The 17,664-nt window shown below is 28.7% G+C and carries 20 protein-coding genes and 1 other annotated feature; of the genes, 18 read left to right on the forward strand and 2 right to left on the reverse strand.

The window, feature by feature from the left end:
- The first annotated feature begins 96 nt into the window (after positions 1-96).
- The 8 genes from tsaE (at position 97) to mnmA (ending at position 7,047) form a co-directional block, all read left to right on the forward strand.
- On the forward strand, positions 97-549 hold the full coding sequence (gene tsaE / locus O3884_RS07290; RefSeq protein ID WP_371452654.1) for a tRNA (adenosine(37)-N6)-threonylcarbamoyltransferase complex ATPase subunit type 1 TsaE: 453 nt from the start codon (positions 97-99) through the stop codon (positions 547-549).
- Entirely contained in the window at positions 543-1,211 is a 669-nt protein-coding gene (gene tsaB, locus O3884_RS07295) for a tRNA (adenosine(37)-N6)-threonylcarbamoyltransferase complex dimerization subunit type 1 TsaB (RefSeq protein ID WP_371452655.1), read from the forward strand. The genes tsaE and tsaB overlap by 7 nt, the downstream gene beginning before the upstream one ends.
- A complete protein-coding gene (gene rimI / locus O3884_RS07300; protein ID WP_371452656.1) occupies positions 1,195-1,647 on the forward strand; it encodes a ribosomal protein S18-alanine N-acetyltransferase in 453 nt (150 codons plus the stop codon). Before tsaB ends, rimI begins: the two co-directional genes overlap by 17 nt.
- Positions 1,634-2,674, forward strand: coding sequence for a tRNA (adenosine(37)-N6)-threonylcarbamoyltransferase complex transferase subunit TsaD (gene tsaD, locus O3884_RS07305; protein ID WP_371452657.1), 1,041 nt, complete (start codon positions 1,634-1,636; stop codon positions 2,672-2,674). Before rimI ends, tsaD begins: the two co-directional genes overlap by 14 nt.
- Before the next feature lie 90 nt (positions 2,675-2,764).
- Complete coding sequence (locus tag O3884_RS07310) at positions 2,765-3,571, forward strand: phosphotransferase family protein (RefSeq protein WP_371452658.1); 807 nt, start codon at positions 2,765-2,767, stop codon at positions 3,569-3,571.
- A gap of 30 nt (positions 3,572-3,601) precedes the next feature.
- On the forward strand, positions 3,602-4,663 hold the full coding sequence (locus tag O3884_RS07315) for a hypothetical protein (protein WP_371452659.1): 1,062 nt from the start codon (positions 3,602-3,604) through the stop codon (positions 4,661-4,663).
- Positions 4,664-4,810: 147 nt separating this feature from the next.
- Positions 4,811-5,932: a cysteine desulfurase family protein gene (locus O3884_RS07320; RefSeq protein ID WP_371452660.1), complete on the forward strand. Its 1,122-nt coding sequence runs from the start codon at positions 4,811-4,813 to the stop codon at positions 5,930-5,932.
- A 2-nt stretch (positions 5,933-5,934) separates the two neighbouring features.
- Positions 5,935-7,047, forward strand: a complete 1,113-nt coding sequence (gene mnmA / locus O3884_RS07325) for a tRNA 2-thiouridine(34) synthase MnmA (RefSeq protein ID WP_271965772.1) — start codon at positions 5,935-5,937, stop codon at positions 7,045-7,047.
- Positions 7,048-7,125: 78 nt separating this feature from the next.
- Here mnmA and O3884_RS07330 read toward each other — a convergent pair whose 3' ends face one another.
- A complete protein-coding gene (locus tag O3884_RS07330) occupies positions 7,126-7,494 on the reverse strand; it encodes a PH domain-containing protein (protein WP_371452661.1) in 369 nt (122 codons plus the stop codon).
- Positions 7,495-7,645: 151 nt separating this feature from the next.
- On the opposite strand from O3884_RS07330, the gene O3884_RS07335 reads away from it, so the two are divergent.
- The 6 genes from O3884_RS07335 (at position 7,646) to O3884_RS07360 (ending at position 14,246) form a co-directional block, all read left to right on the forward strand.
- Positions 7,646-8,278: a helix-hairpin-helix domain-containing protein gene (locus O3884_RS07335; protein WP_371452662.1), complete on the forward strand. Its 633-nt coding sequence runs from the start codon at positions 7,646-7,648 to the stop codon at positions 8,276-8,278.
- Between the two features lie 2 nt (positions 8,279-8,280).
- Entirely contained in the window at positions 8,281-8,742 is a 462-nt protein-coding gene (locus tag O3884_RS07340) for a ComE operon protein 2 (protein ID WP_003145233.1), read from the forward strand.
- 2 nt (positions 8,743-8,744) lie between these two features.
- Positions 8,745-10,670: a ComEC/Rec2 family competence protein gene (locus O3884_RS07345; protein ID WP_371452663.1), complete on the forward strand. Its 1,926-nt coding sequence runs from the start codon at positions 8,745-8,747 to the stop codon at positions 10,668-10,670.
- Entirely contained in the window at positions 10,670-11,650 is a 981-nt protein-coding gene (holA, locus tag O3884_RS07350) for a DNA polymerase III subunit delta (RefSeq protein ID WP_371452664.1), read from the forward strand. The genes O3884_RS07345 and holA overlap by 1 nt, the downstream gene beginning before the upstream one ends.
- Positions 11,651-11,963: 313 nt before the next feature.
- Positions 11,964-13,049 carry a PLP-dependent transferase gene (locus tag O3884_RS07355; RefSeq protein ID WP_371452665.1) on the forward strand — a complete coding sequence of 362 codons (1,086 nt, stop codon included), beginning with the start codon at positions 11,964-11,966 and terminating at the stop codon, positions 13,047-13,049.
- Between the two features lie 12 nt (positions 13,050-13,061).
- A complete protein-coding gene (locus tag O3884_RS07360) occupies positions 13,062-14,246 on the forward strand; it encodes a MalY/PatB family protein (protein WP_371452666.1) in 1,185 nt (394 codons plus the stop codon).
- Between the two features lie 95 nt (positions 14,247-14,341).
- Here O3884_RS07360 and rpsT read toward each other — a convergent pair whose 3' ends face one another.
- Positions 14,342-14,584, reverse strand: a complete 243-nt coding sequence (gene rpsT, locus O3884_RS07365; RefSeq protein ID WP_003145397.1) for a 30S ribosomal protein S20 — start codon at positions 14,582-14,584, stop codon at positions 14,342-14,344.
- A gap of 376 nt (positions 14,585-14,960) precedes the next feature.
- Between rpsT and O3884_RS07370 the strand changes: the two genes are divergently transcribed.
- The 4 genes from O3884_RS07370 to rplL all read left to right on the forward strand — a co-directional run bounded on the left by O3884_RS07370 (position 14,961) and on the right by rplL (position 17,525).
- Positions 14,961-15,488, forward strand: a complete 528-nt coding sequence (locus tag O3884_RS07370) for a QueT transporter family protein (protein ID WP_294682184.1) — start codon at positions 14,961-14,963, stop codon at positions 15,486-15,488.
- Between the two features lie 129 nt (positions 15,489-15,617).
- Positions 15,618-16,355 carry a MerR family transcriptional regulator gene (locus O3884_RS07375; RefSeq protein ID WP_371452667.1) on the forward strand — a complete coding sequence of 246 codons (738 nt, stop codon included), beginning with the start codon at positions 15,618-15,620 and terminating at the stop codon, positions 16,353-16,355.
- An 89-nt stretch (positions 16,356-16,444) separates the two neighbouring features.
- Positions 16,445-16,577, forward strand: a sequence feature (ribosomal protein L10 leader region).
- A 32-nt stretch (positions 16,578-16,609) separates the two neighbouring features.
- Complete coding sequence (gene rplJ / locus O3884_RS07380) at positions 16,610-17,110, forward strand: 50S ribosomal protein L10 (RefSeq protein ID WP_003146331.1); 501 nt, start codon at positions 16,610-16,612, stop codon at positions 17,108-17,110.
- A gap of 52 nt (positions 17,111-17,162) precedes the next feature.
- Complete coding sequence (gene rplL, locus O3884_RS07385; RefSeq protein WP_003146330.1) at positions 17,163-17,525, forward strand: 50S ribosomal protein L7/L12; 363 nt, start codon at positions 17,163-17,165, stop codon at positions 17,523-17,525.
- Positions 17,526-17,664: the final 139 nt, after the last annotated feature.

The raw sequence follows: 17,664 nt of genomic DNA on the forward strand, positions 1-17,664 counted from the left end.
CTATAAATATTATTTATACCTTTAGTTGTTGGAATATACTGGTAAATATGATATTATAGTAGTTGGTATATAAATAAAGATTTAGAAGGTTTAATAATGTTAAAAATAGTAATAAAAGATTTAGAAGATACTAAACGTTTAGCAAAAATAGTTAGTGAAGGTATAGAAGATAGATTAGTACTTTTGTTAAATGGAGATTTAGCAGCAGGAAAAACAACTTTTACTAAGTATTTAGCAGAATATTTAGGGGTTAAGAGTGTGGTAAACTCACCAACTTTTAATATTATGAAAGAATATAAGTATCCTAATGGAAAGTTATATCACATTGATGCTTATCGTTTAGAAGATAGTGATGAAGATTTAGGATTCGAAGATATTTTCTTTGAAGATAATGTTAGTGTTATTGAGTGGGGAGAGTTTATTGAGGACTTTATACCGAAAGAAAGATTAATTTTTAATATTCGATTAGTAGATGACCATAGAGAAGTTGAAATTATTTCTAATGGTGAATATGAGAAAATAGAAGAAAGGATACGTGAAAATTGGTAAGTTTAATTGTAGAAGCTTCGAATGGTGTGTGTTCAATTGCATGTTTTGAAGAAAAAAATATTCTAGCTGAAAAAAACTTTGTATGTAGCAATAACTTGTCCGCGGTTATTTTAGAAGAAATAGAAAATTGCTTAAAAGAAGCAAATAAGAAAAAAACTGATTTAACAGAAATAATATCTAGTGAGGGACCAGGTTCATATACAGCAATCCGTGTAGTTGCAGCAGTATGTAAAACACTAGCTTATACACTTAAGATTAAACTAAAAAAAGTTTCTTCTTTAAAATTACAGGCGTTATTGGAATTCGATAGTAATAAGTTACTTGTTCCATTTATTGATGCACGCCGTGGTAATGTTTTTGGTGCAGTATACGAAAATATTGACGGTAACTTAATAGAAACTTTAGAAGAAGGGTATTACTCACTTGAAGAAATCAACGATTTCCTTGTTTCTCAGAATAAAGAATTTGTATATATCAGTAAGGATATAGAAAAATTAAATGAACTTCTTCTTGATGGATTAAAAAATGACGAAATGGTCCGAGCAGCAAATGTTGTAAAAATATACGATTCATTAGAAGAAGTCGATTGTTATAATATGAAACCACAATACTTAAGAAAAACTGAAGCAGAAAGAGAGCTTGAAAATGATAAAAGTAGATAGAGTTGATATAAGTAATCTAGATGTATTATCGAAGATAGATATTGATAATTTTGATGATGCATGGACAAAAGATATGTTTAAGTCTGAACTTGAACATGCAAATGCAGAATACTATGGATTATTTAATAATGATGAAATTATTGGTTTTTGCGGTGGTTGGTTAGTTGCTGACGAATATCAAGTTAATAAAATAGTCATCGATAAACCTCATCAAAATAAAAAACTAGGTCAAATTTTCTTTACTTATGTTATGCAACTTTTAAAATTAAAAGGTGTAAAAAAAGCTATTGTAGAAGTGCGTGTAAGTAATATGCCTGCAATAACTGTATACGAAAAAGCAGGATTTAGTACTATTGATATAAGAAAGAATTATTACAAAAATAATGGCGAAAATGCTTATGTAATGATAAGGGATTTTAGCAATGAAAGAATTTAAGAATTTAGATAATGTAACTATATTAGCTATAGAGACAAGTTGTGATGAAACTAGTGTAGCTGTAGTTAAAAATGGTAAAGAAGTACTATCGAATATTGTAAGTAGTCAAATTGAAACTCATAAGCAATTTGGCGGGGTAGTACCTGAAATAGCGAGTAGACAACACATAGAAGTAGTGATGCAGATTGTTGAAGAAGCGCTAGAAGAAGCAAAAACAGCATTAGATGAAATAGATGCAATTTGTGTAACACAAGGACCGGGGTTAATAGGTTCATTACTAGTTGGTGTTAATGTGGCGAAAACATTAAGTTATGCTTTAGATAAACCTCTAATTGCAGCACATCATATTGCAGGTCATATCTATGCTAGTAATATTGATAATGATATAGTATACCCATCACTAGCACTTGTAGTTAGTGGAGGACACACTGAACTTGTATATTTAAAAGATGAACTTGATTTTGAAATAATCGGTTCTACTCATGATGATGCTGTAGGTGAAGCCTATGACAAAGTTGCTAGACAGTTAAATCTTGAATATCCTGGTGGACCTAAAGTAGACAAACTAGCTAAGTTAGGTGAAGATAAGTACAAATTCCCTCGTGCGATGATTGATAGTGATGATTATAACTTTAGTTTTTCAGGTATGAAGTCAGCTGTAATTAACTTTGTTCATAATGCAAAACAACGAGGAGAAGAAATTGTACCTGAAGATTTAGCATGCAGCTTCCAAACAGCGGTAGTTGAAGTTTTAATCGCAAAAACTAAGAAAGCTATTGTTAATTTAGGTGTTAAACAGTTGATTTTAGCAGGTGGTGTTGCAGGTAATAGTGAACTTCGTAAGCAAGTCCTAGAACTAGAACAACAATTAGGAGTAGAAGTACTTATTCCAAAAATGAGTTATTGCAGTGATAATGCCGCGATGATGGGGGCAGCAGGATACTATTATTATAAAAATAATATTTTTGCTAATCCATTAACGCTAAATGCGAAGTCAACATTAGACTTAGAAGAAGTTAGAGGATAAGCATTAAAAGGGGAGTGACTCGACAAAATTGATTTTTTTAAAATCATGATTTTTGAGTCACTCCCATTTAATAAATGTTTTGGTGTAGTTATGAAAAGACAACTTGATAAATTATTAGATACTAATTTACAACGAATAAATCATATTTCTGAAAATAACCATTTTATTGGATTTTCTAAAAAACTAGAGAAACAAGTTTTCGTTAAAATTTTTAAAGATCCATTAAAATATGAACTAGAATATAAAGTATTAAGGGATAAAACTAATCTAATATTAGATTTACCTGAGTATTTTGCACTAGTACTAAAATATGAAGATTATATTCCATTAAATAAAGAAAGTGTAAATGATGAAGATATAGTAAAAATAGCCAAGCTAATATCTGATTTTCATGGAGGAAATGGATGCTCAATTGAAAATGACAAAGAAATTTCTTTGAAAAAAGTTTTAGAGAAAAATGTATATAGATTAGCAGATAGAAAAGAATATACTAAAATATATGAGCTTTATTCAAAGTTTCTAAGAAATATTAGTAAGTTAGATGAAGAATATAGAAAAACATTAGTTTTTATTCATGGTGATTTCGGTCTTAGAAACATTATGAGAAAAGACGATAATTTAGTATTAATAGATTTTGAAAGAGTGAAATATGCTAGTTATTATTTAGATTTTATTAAATATTTTTATCAAGATTTAGATAATGATAAAAGAAAAATAGAATTATTTTTAGAACATTACTATGAACATTCAAAAGAGAAAGTTCTTTCTAAGGAACTTGAATACTGCCTGATTTTCATCTCAGCACTAGGTATTTTAAACTATACCAAACGTGTTGAAGATAAAGAATTTGAGAAGTTAGGATTAAAAATGTTAGAAGATGTTGGAAATTATTTTTAAATAATTATTAAGAAATAGGAGAGTTGAAGAGTGAATAATATTAGTGAAAAAAAATTAGAAGAAGGTCGTAGCGAAGCCTTATTTTTAGTAAATAAGTTGAAAGAAAACGTTAATGATTTAAAAAGTGTGAGAGAACTATCAAAAATAGTTTCTAAGGATTTAGAAATGAATGATGATTTTTGGACAGAAATAAGTACTCTAGATTTTACAAAAATCAAATTTTTCCCTGTAAGATCGCTGTTGGCGGGTATATTAGAAAATAAACAAGATAATTCAAGTATTTCAAATATTTATAATTATTTGGTAGTAGAAAATACAGAGTATCTTAATAGAAACGGACAGAGTGCTTCTAAAAATACACCAGCAATGATAGTGTTATATTTTGCAGGTTTCTTGGGAGTAGGATTGTTTGTAATCGTTAATTTTATAATGTTAATGTTAGCTCGTGGAAATTTTGAAGAGGTTCTTTTTAATCTAATAGCAGGGACTTTTTTAAATGCCGTTATTCTTGAAGTAATTGATAGACAGTACATCTGGGAATGGGAAGTACCATATTTTGAAAATAGTAAATTCCTAGCGTATGTTTGGACATATATTCCGATTATAATAATGTACTTATATATGAATATTTCTACATTTATTACACAAGGGTCTAACTACAATATTAGTAATGAAATTAAACTTACTATAGGTACTTATATTTTTATTTTAATTATTGTTAATGGCTTATTCAAATTAAAAAATTCTGCGGATTTTATGTATACAGTATATACAATAATCTTTAAAATAATAGCCTTCATAAGTTTTATTTGTATCATACCTGCTTACTTTTTCGGAAAACTACCAATTGATTGGATGTATATCCTGGTAACTGTTGTGATTGTAAGTAGTGTTAGAGTGTTAAAGAAAGTTAGTTCTGGAAGATCTGAAAAACTACTATTTTATCCAATGACATTTTGTTATTTAGTGTACACTCAACCACGAGTGATTAATACTCCTATTTTAGAGGAGCAAAATATATTGTTGTATGCTTCAGGAGTATTAGCAATATTAATAATAGTCATAAGTAAACTAAGAGAAAAAACTAAATAAAATTAATATTAATCCCTTTCTATAACGATAAGAAAGGGATTAATAATTTTTATATCTAATAAATTTATATAGTACAAAGTGGTTTTGATTTTATTTGACTATTATTTGTGTTAAAATATAATATGATTAATATTAGGAGGCGATGATATGGCGAATATTTATTTAGATTACGCAGCAACATCAAGAAAACATTTTGATATCATAGAAAAAAATATGAATATACTAAAAGAAGTCTATGCTAATCCAAGTAGTAGCCATACTCTAGGAAAGAAAAATGATAGGCTAGTTCGTGAAGGTCGCGAGAAAATAGCTAAAACTCTAAATGCAAGTAGTAATGAAATTATTTTTAATTCTGGTGGTACTGAAAGTAATAATACAGTATTTAATCATGTATTAACTAGATTTGAAACTGGAGAAATAATAATTTCATCTATAGAACATCCTTCTGTTAAAGCAAGTGCTAAGAGATTAGAAAGATTTGGATTTAAGGTTCATGAATTATCAGTAGATGAAAGTGGAGTTATATCTATAGATGAATTAAAAGAGAAGATTAATCCTAAGACGGTATTAATTTCAATTATGCTTGCTAACAATGAAACTGGGGTTCTAAATCCTTTAAAAGAAGTTTCAGAACTTATTGCTGATAAAAACATACTATTACATAGTGATATTGTCCAAGCATTAGGAAAAGTTGAAATTGATGTGAAAGAACTAGGTTTAGATTTTGCTTCAGCATCAGCGCATAAACTGGGGTCGCTTAATAATTTTGGATTTTTATATGCAAAAGATGGGGATGTTGAACCATTATTATTAGGTGGAGGTCAGGAAAATGGTCTTCGTTCTGGGACAACGGATTTATTAGGAATACTAGTTCTTAATGATTGTTTATCAGAAACATTAAACTCAATTCCAACTCTTAGAGAATTGAAGAATTACTTTATAGCTGAACTTGAGAAAAATGGAGTTGAATTTGAAGTTAATGGTTCTATAGAAAATTCATTGCCGAATATATTAAATATTTATTTTAAAAATGTAGAAGCACAGCGACTAATTACATATCTAGACGCTCGTGATATTTACATTTCCGGTGGATCAGCTTGTAGTTCAGGGAACATTAAAGGAAGTCGTATAATAACAGAGATGTATAATATTGAACGTGCTGCACATTCTGTAAGAATGAGTGTTGGCTTCGATACAAGCAAAGAATTAATTGATGAAGTTGTAGAAAAGATTGCAACTTTAGAGAAAAGAATAAAAGAAAGGAACTAATAATGAATAGCAACAAAAAAGTAGTAGTTGGAATGAGTGGTGGAGTTGATTCATCTGTAACAGCGTATTTGTTGAAACAACAAGGATATGATGTTATCGGTGTGTTTATGAAAAACTGGGAAGAAAAAGATGATAGAGGAGTTTGTCTTGCAGAAAAAGATTACGAAGATGTAATTAAAGTTTGTGAACAATTAGATATTCCATATTACTCTATAAACTTTGAAAAAGAATACTGGGATAAAGTATTTACTTACTTTTTAGATGAATACAAAAAAGGTCGTACACCGAACCCAGATATTATGTGTAATAAAGAAATTAAATTTAAAGTTTTCTTAGAATATGCTGAAGATTTAGGTGCAGATTATGTAGCTACTGGGCACTATGCGCGAGTTAAAGATGTCGATGGAGAACGTTTAATGCTACGTGGTGTTGATAATAATAAAGATCAGACTTACTTCTTATCTCAATTGAAACAACATCAAATTAAAAATATTCTATTCCCTGTAGGAGAACTAGAGAAAAAAGATGTTCGTAAGATTGCAGAAGAAGCGGGTCTAGCAACAGCGAAGAAAAAAGACTCAACGGGTATTTGTTTCATCGGTGAGAAAAACTTTAGAGAATTCTTATCTCAATACCTACCAGCTCAAGGTGGTAAAATGGTTGATTTAGATGGTAATGTTCGTGGAGAGCACATTGGTTTAATGCACTATACAATCGGTCAACGTCATGGATTAGGTATTGGTGGAACTAAAGATACTGAAGGTGAAGCATGGTTTGCATGTGGTAAAGATCTTGAAAATAATATACTGTACGTTTGCCAAGGATTCCACAATGAAAAACTTTATTCAGATAGTTTACTAGCTAGTTCACTATCATTCACAACGAAAAATCCACAACCTAATAAATTCACATGTACTGCAAAATTCAGATATCGCCAACCAGATACTGAAGTAGAAGTAGAAGTATTAGAAGATAACAAAGTAAAAGTTGTCTATAAAGAACCAGTACGTGCTGTAACTCCAGGACAAGCGGTTGTTTTCTATGATGGAGATGTTTGTCTAGGTGGAGCAATTATCGACGAAGTATATAAAGATGGAGAAAAACTTCAACTATAATACATAAAATAAAATCCTAAAAGTTAGAGAAAAACTCTAGTTTTTAGGATTTTTAGTTTTTAATTTTAAGTTATAAGATTATAGTATGTACTGTGCTAGTAATGTATCAAGTCTACGAATATCGATATCTTTTTTAAGGTTGATTTTTATTTTTCCAACTTTAGTCCAAAGTTCTACTTCAGCATTCAAGTCAAAGATTTTACCCGCATTTTCAGTCGACCACATTAGTATTGAAGAGTATGGTAGTGAATAAATTTCTACTTTTTTCCCTGTAATTCCTTGTGCATCTTTTACAATAAGTCTTTTGTCTGTAAATACAGCAACATCTCTTATCGTTGCGAAAGCTGCGACAGGTTGTTCACCGTTTATTAATAAGTTCACTATATCTTGAGGAATAGCAACTTCTCTAAAAAATGTCCAGTTTAATAAATTCATTTCGTTAGCCATAATGTTTCTCCTATTTTTATAATTTGAATCTTGTGTTTTTTTATCAGTATAACATAAAATACATGAAATATAAATAATGTACTATAATTAGGTTTTCAGTACTAATATAATAAATTTAATGATATAATATAGGTACTAGGGGGAGAGACATATGAATATTAAAAAGGAAGATGTCATATTATTTTTTAGACAAAATGTTAAATCTATTATTTTGGCGTTTGTGTGTAGTCTTATAGTAATAATCGGTGGTTTGTTTTATTTTAATCAGAGTAAGACAGAAGATTATAGTGGTGTTAGTTTTTCTAATATTAGTAATGAGACTAATAATAAGGATGAAAAAGCTGAAGATAAACACGATGAAAAGATTTTTGTTGATGTGAAAGGTGCAGTAAAACATCCTGGGGTATTTGAAACGACAAAAGATAAAAGGGTAAAAGATTTAATAGAAGAAGCCGGTGGACTTTTAGATGATGCTGATACTTCTACTTTGAATTTAAGTCAAAAAGTTAAAGATCAGATGGTTATTTATGTCCTTAAACATGGTGAAAAGCCGAAACAAATATCTGATAGTGGCAGTAGTTCATCTAATACAGATGTGATTAATATTAATACTGCTAATTTAGAGCAACTTATGAAAATCTCAGGAGTTGGAAAGACTAAAGCTGAAGCAATTATTTCATATAGAGAAAAAAATGGGGATTTTAAAAAGAAAGAAGATATTACAAAAGTACGTGGTATAGGAAAAGCTACTTTTGAGAAAATTAAAGATAAAATAGAGGTATAGTTATGCAGAGAATTAGTTGGGATGAGTACTTTATGGCTCAAAGCCACCTATTATCACTTAGATCGACTTGCAGTAGATTATCTGTAGGAGCGACGATAGTTAAAGACAAGAGAATAGTTTCAGGTGGTTATAATGGTTCTATTAAAGGTGATGAACATTGTATAGATGTTGGTTGTAAAGTAGTAGAAGGGCATTGTGTAAGAACTATTCATGCTGAAATAAATGCAATTTTACAATGCTCTAAGTTCGGAGTTGGAACTGAAGGTGCAACTATTTATGTTACACATTTCCCGTGTTTGAATTGTACAAAATCTATAATTCAAGCAGGGATAAAAGAAATTTGCTATGCAAATGATTATAGAAATAATGAATATGCTCGAGAGTTATTAGAAAAATCAGGTGTTGTCGTAAGAAAAGTAGATTACGACGTAAACAACGTAGTAGAAAGGTTACTAAATAAATAGTAATGATATACTTACAACTTTCTTTACTAGCATTAGGGGCGATATTATTAAATTATAATATAATAATATCTATGCTATGCATTGTTATTTTTCTACTGATAACTTGGAAAAATAAAAATCTTAATGCTAGGAAAACTATTATTTGTGTAATAGTCTTCTTAGCTTTTTTTATTCGGGGAGCATATGAACAAAAGAATAACGTTACGCATCTAGGTAATGTTGAAAATAAAAATTTAGAACTAGTAGTTTCCGATAGATTTGATGTAAATGGAGCCTATGCGTCATCTATTGGCAATCTTTCAGATGAGAAGGTGCTAGTAAATTATATAGCCAAGAGTGAAGAAGAAAAGAACTTTTTTAAAGAAAAATTTTGGGGTGGAAAACTATTAGTAAATGCTAATATAGAAGATGTCTCAGAAAAGACTAATTTTTACTCATTTGATTATAAAAAATATAATGAGAATAGGGGGATCTTTAAAAGGATAACTATTAATGAAATTCATGAGATTAAAAATATAGATTCTGTGTATTTTAAATTCTTAACTCTTAGAAATAAATTGAGTTTAAAAATTAATAAAGAACTAACCTTTGATAAAAGTGGTTATTTTCAAGCTTTAATTTTCGGAGATAAAAGTTATTTATTAAAAGATGATATAAATTCTTTTAAAAATCTAGGTACAAGTCATTTATTAGCTATTTCAGGGCTACATATAGGTGTACTTATTTCACTAATCTACTTTATCTTATTGAAATTTAGAGTAAGTGTTGATTATATAGAGAAATTCATCTTGATTATGGTTCCACTGTATATGTTGCTTAGTGGAGCTAGCGCCTCTGTTCTTAGGGCAGGTTTTATGATCATATTTTACATTTTGCTTAGAAGAAAAAATATAGATAAACTTGGTAGTTTATTGTTTACATTTCTGATTTTACTATCGTATAATCCATTACTAATTTTTAATATTGGTTTTCAATTATCATTTTTAATTACATTTTGTCTATTGATGTCAGGCACTTATATAAAAAATTCTAGAAATAAAATTCATGGTGCATTTAGAATCAGTATAATTTCTACATTAGCAAGTATTCCAATTTTATTGTATAATTTTTATACTATAACTTATATTTCTGTATTTAGTAATATTATCTTAGTACCAATTTTTAGTATTGTAATTTTTCCATTAGTAATTTTCAGCTATATTGTATTTTTAATAAATGATCAGGTGTTTAATATTATCTGTAGACCGATATTAAATATTACTTTCAATATATTCGATAAGATTCAGGAGCTGTTTCTAATAGCACAACCTATTCGCATAGGTAAGTTAAATATATTTTTTATAATAGCTATATTCATTATTGTTTTAACTATATTGATAAACTTGAATAAATTTAAATATATGAATGCTATTTATGGAGTTCTGGGAATAATTCTGATTTGTATAGGAGCTACATATACACCTAAAGCATATATTGAAGATGTAAAAATAGGAAAAGAGAGTGTTTTATATATTAGAGAAAATAAAAATAATCTGTTGATAAACACATCGAATAATATTCAAAATTTTTATACAGATTACAGAAAAAAAGACAAGGATTATGATATAATAAACCAGTACGATTTGCTTTTAAATTATGAAGGAAAAAATAAATTTGAGTACTTACTTTTAACTTCAGCAAAAAAGAATAAAAGTGGTTACTCTATAGATCTTTTAGCGAGAGATCTTGTAGGAAAAGTTATTGTAATAGATAGTTTAGAAAATAAATTATTAGAAGTAAAAAATATGGCGCAGTATAAAAAAATAGATTATATTGTCCTTAAAGAGAATACAGAGATGAAATTTGGAGAGAATTCTATTTATTATTATAATAAAAAAGTTAGAGTAAAAAATAAGAATTCTGAATTTGAAATTGAGGTAGATAATTAATGAAAAATGTCTATGTAATATATGGTGAAAATTTTGAAGCTATTAATGATTATGAAAAGAATATAGCTAAAAAGTATTTAAAAGAATTGGATGAATTTAACTATATAAAAATAAATATGCATGAAAATACATTGGAATCTTTAGTGTATGAATGTAGAAGTAGTGGTTTATTTGGGAATGAAAAAGTAGTAGTTGCAGAAAATTGTAATTTTCTACTTGCTAAACCTAAGAAGATTAAAGTAGAACACAATGTGGATACATTAATTAATTATTTGGATAATATTAGTGAAGAAGTTGTGTTAATTTTAAAAATTTCTGAAAAGATTGATAGTAGAAAAAAACTTATAAAGAAAATTAAAGAAGTAGGAGAAGTTAAGGAGTTTTCTAATTTCAATGAAAAGGAAATAGCTAGCTATATAGTGAAAGCTGTTGCTGATGCCAATTTGAAAATTTCGAGAGATGATGCAGAATTTCTTGTAAATTATACGCGTTTAGATTTTGCTAATATAAAAAAAGAATTGGAAAAGCTGCTTCTTTATTGTGATGAGAAGAAAGTAATTACTAGAGAAGATATCGAATTACTAGCGACGAGAAGTTTAGAATACGATGTATTTAGTTTAACTAATGAGTTATTCGGGAAAAATTATTCGAGATTAAGAGTAGTTTATAATTCTTTAGTATTAAAAAAAGAAGAACCGATTTTCTTATTATCACTCATTAGTGGACAATTACGAATATATTATAAAGTAAAGGTTCTGCTAAATGAACACTATTCACAAAAAGATATAGCTAGAGAATTAGGAGTTCATCCATATAGAGTACAACTAGCGGCACAAGGTATTAGAAATTATAGTGTGGACAAAATTATGAAAACATTAATTTTAGCTGCTGATTATGATAAGTTATTGAAATCTTCGTATATGGATAAATACTTGATATTAGATTTGTTTATTAATAAACTAATTGAGGAGCTAAAATAAAATATTGTGTTTTGTGGCTTTGCTCATTTTTATAGAAAAAGAAGAAACATTATTAAGTGTAATAGATATTGGATGAAGAGTACTGAATATGATCTAGTATTATTATTTGTACCAAAAAGGAATATTAATAAAGAAAATGATTGTTTGAAGAAACCTCAAACAATCATTTTTGTGTTAATTCAATGAATTTCATTACATTCTCTTGAAATAGTTCTAAAAAAACAAAAAATTCAGACAAATCTGTTTATTATATGTAAATATAATGTTATAATAGTAATGTTGAAAAGAAATTAATAAAATGAGGTATTGTTTAATGAAGAAAATTGAAACTAAATTAGCTCAATTAGGAAATAGAAAAGACAAAGTAACGGGTGCGATTGTAACACCGATATATTTATCTACAGCATATGCGCATCCTGGACTAGGTGAGAGTACAGGTTATGATTACACAAGAACAAAAAATCCTACTCGTACAATTTTAGAAGAAGGATTGTGTGAATTAGAAGAAGGATGTCGTGCGATAGCAACGAGTTCAGGTATGAGTGCAATTCAATTAGTTTTTGAATTATTTGAATTGAATAGTGAATTTCTAGTTTCTAGAGATTTATACGGTGGAAGTTTTAGATATTTTGATGAACTTGAACGTAAAGGAGCACAGCAATTCATCTATTTCACTGATGAGGAAGATCTTGAAGTGAAAATTACAGGAAATACTAAAGCAGTATTTATAGAAACCCCAACTAATCCATTAATGCAAGAAGTTGATATAGAGAAAGTTGCAAAAATTGCTAAAGAAAAAAATGCTTTATTAATAGTAGATAATACTTTATTAACTCCATTAAGACAGAAACCATTAACTATGGGTGCTGATATTGTTGTTCACTCAGCTACAAAATATTTAACAGGACACAATGATATTTTAGCTGGAGCTGTAATTACTAATGATGAACAAATTGGAGAAAGATTAGCATGGATTTCTAATACAACAGGAGCTGTATTGTCGTCATTTGATAGTTGGTTATTTATTAGAAGTTTAAAAACTTTACCATTACGTTTTAATCAACAAGAGAAAAATGCTATGAAATTAGCAGAAGAGTTAGAAAAAAATCCAAATGTTAAGGAAGTACTATATCCGAAAAAAGGAGCTATGTTAAGTTTTAAACTTCATGATGCTTCTAAGATCGATAAATTTTTACGTTCTTTAAAAGTTGCAACATTTGCAGAAAGTTTAGGAGGAGTAGAAACATTAGTTACTTATCCTACGACTCAAACTCATTTTGATATTCCAGAAGAATTACGACTTTCTTATGGATTAACACCAGATTTATTAAGGATATCTGTAGGTGTTGAAGATATTGAAGATTTATTAGAAGATTTCACACAAGCTTTAGAAGTATAGAGGACAAGTATAATGAGTAGAGTAGAAGAATTTGTAAATAAGTATTATGTTGAAAGAAGAAATACAAATAGTTTAAAATGGGATGCTTTAGAGGAGAGATTTGGAGATAAAGATTTACTTGCTATGTGGGTAGCTGATATGGAATTTAAAACTCCAGATAGTATAAGGGAAGCGCTGATTGAACGTGTAAATCATGGAGTTTTCGGTTATACTAAGTTACCTGAAAGTTATTATGATGAATATAAAAAATGGCAAAAACAAAAGTATGATGTCAATGTTGATAAGCAATGGATAAGATTTGCTCCTGGTATTGTCCAAGCAATTTTATGGGTAATTCATGCGTATACGGAAAAAGAAGATTCAGTTATAATTATGCCACCTGTATATTATCCATTTGCTAATTCTATTAGAAATAGTGGTAGAAAACTAGTTGAATCGCCGTTACTTGAGGAAAATGGTGAATTTAAAATAGATTTTGACACATTTGAAAAAGAGATTCGTGATAACAATGTAAAATTATATATTCATTGTTCACCTCATAATCCAGTAGGTAGAGTATGGACGTTAGAAGAACAAAAACGAGTGTTTGAAATTTGTGAAAAGTATGATGTACTTGTATTATCTGACGAGATTCACCAAGATTTTACATATAATAATCATAAACAAATTTCTGCGTTAGCACTGGAAGATGGGAAATATAATCATCGTCTTATCGTTGCCAACTCAGGATCTAAAACATTTAACCTTGCATCATTAGTTCATGCTACTATATTAATCCCTGATGATGCTGTTAGAAAAGTCTTTGATGCTTATAAAAAAGAAAACTTAGAAGCGGAACCTAGCTTACTGGGGCAAATTGCTCTAGAGGCTGGTTATAGAGAAGGTCATGAGTGGCTTGAAGGATTAAAAGAAACAGTATTGTATAATTATACTTTACTACATGACACTCTTGCAGAAAAAGTTCCAGATATTAAGGTTTATCCGCTAGAAGGTACATATTTAGTTTTAGTGAATTTAGAAAAAGTACTAGATGAGAAAACAACAAAACAATTCATACAAGACGAATGCGGTCTAGCAATTGATTTTGGTCATTGGTTTGGTAAAGGTTATAATAAATATATTAGAATAAATCTAGCAACTAGCCCGGATAATGTAAAAGAGGCTATTGATAGAATAATTAAAAATTGTAATAATTAGAATTAAGCAAGAAGGAAGAACTTAGAAAATATTTCTAGGTTCTTCCTTTAATTAGTAATAAAAAAACTACTCAGAAGCCTGAGTAGTTAATAAAATTATTTAGCTAGGTTTGATTTGTATCTAGCAGCTGCGTTTTTGTGGATTAAGTTAGTTTTAGCAGCTTTATCGATTTTTTTGTAAGCAAGGTTTACTAACTCTGCAGCGTTAGCAGCACCTTCAGATTTAGCTACTTTAGCTTTTTTAATAGCTGTACGCATTTCAGATTTTTTAGCTGTGTTAGCAGCATTAGTTTTAGCATCTTTTCTTACGCTTAATACTGATGATTTAATGTTTGGCATTCGATTCACCTCCTGATTATAGTTTTTTTACTAAGAAATATTAATTAATATTCTTAATTACAATGAATTAAGTGTTGTTAGATACAACTACCTCATTTTAACATATTAAAATTGTAAATGCAAGATATTTTTATAAAAATTTTAGCATTACATTATTTTTTTATAATTTTTTTATATTTTTGTTGACGAGTGGATATAATATGTGTTAGTATAAATGACGTTGATATTTAATTTTACATAGGTAAGGTTATTTGTCTTCTGACTTTATTATAATAAAAGATGTTTGAGAGATCCATCTATAAAAAAAACTTGAAGTACTGATTTCTCTTAATCAGTACTTCTTTATTTTCTCTTAAACAAGACAAGGAGATATATAATGAGAAATAATACAGTTAAAGTATTAACTATTCAAGCATTAATAGCAGCAATCTACGTTGTTTTAACAGTTGCTATTGCACCATTTTCATACGGTGCTATTCAATTACGTATTAGTGAATCACTATCTCAATTAGTGGTATTTAGTAAAAAATATTGGTTCCCTATTACTTTAGGTGTAGCAATAGCAAATATTTTTAGTCCACTTGGTATTGTAGATGTGTTCTTCGGGACTTTAGGAACAGGTTTAGCGTTAGCTATCAGTGTTTTTGTATTTAAATTTGTAAAAAATAGAATCGCTAGACATATTCTTAATATTGTCATTTACTTAGTAGTTTGTATGCCGATTATTGCATATGAAATTACTATCTTTAGCGGTGAAAACTCTGCAAGAGTACCATTCGAATTTGAAGCATTCACAGCAATTTACGGATCACTTTTATTATCACAAGTTGTCGTAATGGTAATTGGTATTGTTATTACAGAAGCATTAAATAAAGCTATTGATCTTAAAAAAGTTTTTGAATAATATTCATAAAAAAATCGTTAGGAAATTTTCCTAGCGATTTTTTTAATTTTAGTATTGACCTTTACGTTACGTAATAGTATATAATTAATATATCACTAGTGAAATATTATAAAATATAGAGGAATAAATATGAGGATAAATGAGGTTGTGAAGATCACAGGTGTGAGTGCAAGAACACTACAATATTATGATGAGATTGGATTATTAATTCCAAAGAAACTAGATAATGGTTATAGAGATTATACTAATGAAAATCTAGAAAAACTTCAAAAAATACTATTTTATAGATGTTTAAAGTTTAAGTTGAATGATATTAAAGAACTGTTAGATGAAGAAACTGAAAATTTAAAAATACTTCAACAACAACGTGAATTGATTTTAAAAGAGAAAGAGAAGTTTGAAGTAATTTTACATAATATAGAAAAAACAATAAAAACATATAAAGGAGAAGAAACAATGACTATAGAAGAAAAATTTAATGGATTTAAAAAAGAAGACTTAAATAAGTATGAAGATCAAGCAATAGAAAAGTACGGTAAACAAACAATAGAAGAATCTAAGAACAGACAGAGTGGTAGAGAAGATATTGTTACAGAAAAGTTTAATAGTGTTTTCCGTTCAATGGCTGAATATAAAAAAAATAATATAAATATAGAAGAAAAAGAAGTTCAATCTAAAGTTGAAGAATTATATAACTATATGAATGAGTATGCATTTGATTGTAGCGTAGAAGTATTCTCGTATATTGGTAAGGGATATTCTCAAAATCCAGAATTTAAAAATAACATAGATAAATTTGGCGATGGGGTAGCTGAGTATACATCTAAAGCTATAGATGTATTTTGTAACAGTAGATTAAATAATTAATTTATAGAAGGAATAATTAATTTATAATTCTTTTTAAATTTTTTTTAAAAAAACTATTGACAAATAAAATTATATATATTAGAATAATTAAGTCAGTTGAAAATGTACCGTAGACAGTAGGGGGAGAAATCCTTAATTAACCTACCGAGGACAAAATTCGAAAAGAAACTTATGTGCCTTTTTGTATGTTCTCGCATGCAAGAAGGTTTTTTTAATGGTACTGAAATTGATAAATCTACTTAGGAGGAAGTTCAATGTCAAAAGCTATTGAGAGAAAACAAGAGTTAGTAAATCAAATCGCAGAAGAAATTAAAGCAAGTTCTTCAGTTGTTATCGCTGACTACCGTGGATTAAACGTTGCGGAAGTAACAGAATTACGTAACAACATGCGTAACGAAGGTTTAACTTTTAAAGTTTATAAAAACTCATTAGTTCGTCGTGCGATGGAGCAAGCAGGAATTGAAGGATTAGACGAAGTTCTAACTGGACCAAATGCTTTTGCTTTCTCAACAGACGATGCTGTAGCTCCTGCTAGAGTTTTAAACGATTTCGCTAAAGAACACGAAAACTTAGAACTAAAAGCTGGTGTTATAGAAGGAAAAGTTGCAGATCAAGCTGAAATTAAAGCTATCGCTACATTACCAAGTCGCGAAGGATTACTTTCAATGTTACTATCTGTATTAACAGCGCCAATGCGCAATACTGCTTTAGCTGTTAAAGCTGTTGCAGACCAAAAAGCTGAACAAGAAGCTTAATAAATAAAAAAATATTAAAAACATATAATTTAAAAATCGGAGGAAATTTATAATGACTAAAGAACAAATTTTAGACGCTATCAAAGAAATGTCAGTTTTAGAATTAAACGACTTAGTAAAAGCAATTGAAGAAGAATTCGGAGTAACTGCTGCTGCACCTGTAGCTGTAGTTGGTGGAGCTGCTGCTGGAGCTGCTGAAGAAAAAACTGAATTTGACGTAGTTTTAGCTAACGCTGGAGACTCAAAAATTAAAGTAATCAAAGTTGTTCGTGAAATCACTGGAGACGGACTAAAAGAAGCTAAAGAAAAAGTTGATGGTGCGCCAGCAACACTTAAAGAAGGAGTTTCTAAAGAAGAAGCTGAAGAAATCAAAGCTAAATTAGAAGAAGTTGGAGCAACTGTAGAAGTTAAATAATTTCTATTCTAAGTAGATAAAAAGATAGATGTAAATAAACAATAATATTCTATTTGAGAATATTTGATACGATGATAATAACAAAAATAGTATATCTCAAGTGTCTAGCTATGGGATATACTATTTTCTTTCATTTTAA

The organism is Gemella sp. 20925_1_85 (assembly GCF_041433735.1).
Classification (GTDB): Bacteria; Bacillota; Bacilli; order Staphylococcales; family Gemellaceae; genus Gemella.

What these genes read in the sequence shown, in the direction of transcription:
- tsaE (WP_371452654.1), top strand. Translation starts at nt 97, where the DNA reads ATGTTAAAAATAGTAATAAAAGATTTAGAAGATACTAAACGTTTAGCA.
- rimI (WP_371452656.1), top strand. Translation starts at nt 1,195, where the DNA reads ATGATAAAAGTAGATAGAGTTGATATAAGTAATCTAGATGTATTATCG.
- tsaD (WP_371452657.1), top strand. Translation starts at nt 1,634, where the DNA reads ATGAAAGAATTTAAGAATTTAGATAATGTAACTATATTAGCTATAGAG.
- O3884_RS07310 (WP_371452658.1), top strand. Translation starts at nt 2,765, where the DNA reads ATGAAAAGACAACTTGATAAATTATTAGATACTAATTTACAACGAATA.
- O3884_RS07320 (WP_371452660.1), top strand. Translation starts at nt 4,811, where the DNA reads ATGGCGAATATTTATTTAGATTACGCAGCAACATCAAGAAAACATTTT.
- mnmA (WP_271965772.1), top strand. Translation starts at nt 5,935, where the DNA reads ATGAATAGCAACAAAAAAGTAGTAGTTGGAATGAGTGGTGGAGTTGAT.
- O3884_RS07330 (WP_371452661.1), bottom strand. Translation starts at nt 7,494, where the DNA reads ATGGCTAACGAAATGAATTTATTAAACTGGACATTTTTTAGAGAAGTT.
- O3884_RS07335 (WP_371452662.1), top strand. Translation starts at nt 7,646, where the DNA reads ATGAATATTAAAAAGGAAGATGTCATATTATTTTTTAGACAAAATGTT.
- O3884_RS07340 (WP_003145233.1), top strand. Translation starts at nt 8,281, where the DNA reads ATGCAGAGAATTAGTTGGGATGAGTACTTTATGGCTCAAAGCCACCTA.
- O3884_RS07345 (WP_371452663.1), top strand. Translation starts at nt 8,745, where the DNA reads ATGATATACTTACAACTTTCTTTACTAGCATTAGGGGCGATATTATTA.
- holA (WP_371452664.1), top strand. Translation starts at nt 10,670, where the DNA reads ATGAAAAATGTCTATGTAATATATGGTGAAAATTTTGAAGCTATTAAT.
- O3884_RS07355 (WP_371452665.1), top strand. Translation starts at nt 11,964, where the DNA reads ATGAAGAAAATTGAAACTAAATTAGCTCAATTAGGAAATAGAAAAGAC.
- O3884_RS07360 (WP_371452666.1), top strand. Translation starts at nt 13,062, where the DNA reads ATGAGTAGAGTAGAAGAATTTGTAAATAAGTATTATGTTGAAAGAAGA.
- rpsT (WP_003145397.1), bottom strand. Translation starts at nt 14,584, where the DNA reads ATGCCAAACATTAAATCATCAGTATTAAGCGTAAGAAAAGATGCTAAA.
- O3884_RS07370 (WP_294682184.1), top strand. Translation starts at nt 14,961, where the DNA reads ATGAGAAATAATACAGTTAAAGTATTAACTATTCAAGCATTAATAGCA.
- O3884_RS07375 (WP_371452667.1), top strand. Translation starts at nt 15,618, where the DNA reads ATGAGGATAAATGAGGTTGTGAAGATCACAGGTGTGAGTGCAAGAACA.
- rplJ (WP_003146331.1), top strand. Translation starts at nt 16,610, where the DNA reads ATGTCAAAAGCTATTGAGAGAAAACAAGAGTTAGTAAATCAAATCGCA.
- rplL (WP_003146330.1), top strand. Translation starts at nt 17,163, where the DNA reads ATGACTAAAGAACAAATTTTAGACGCTATCAAAGAAATGTCAGTTTTA.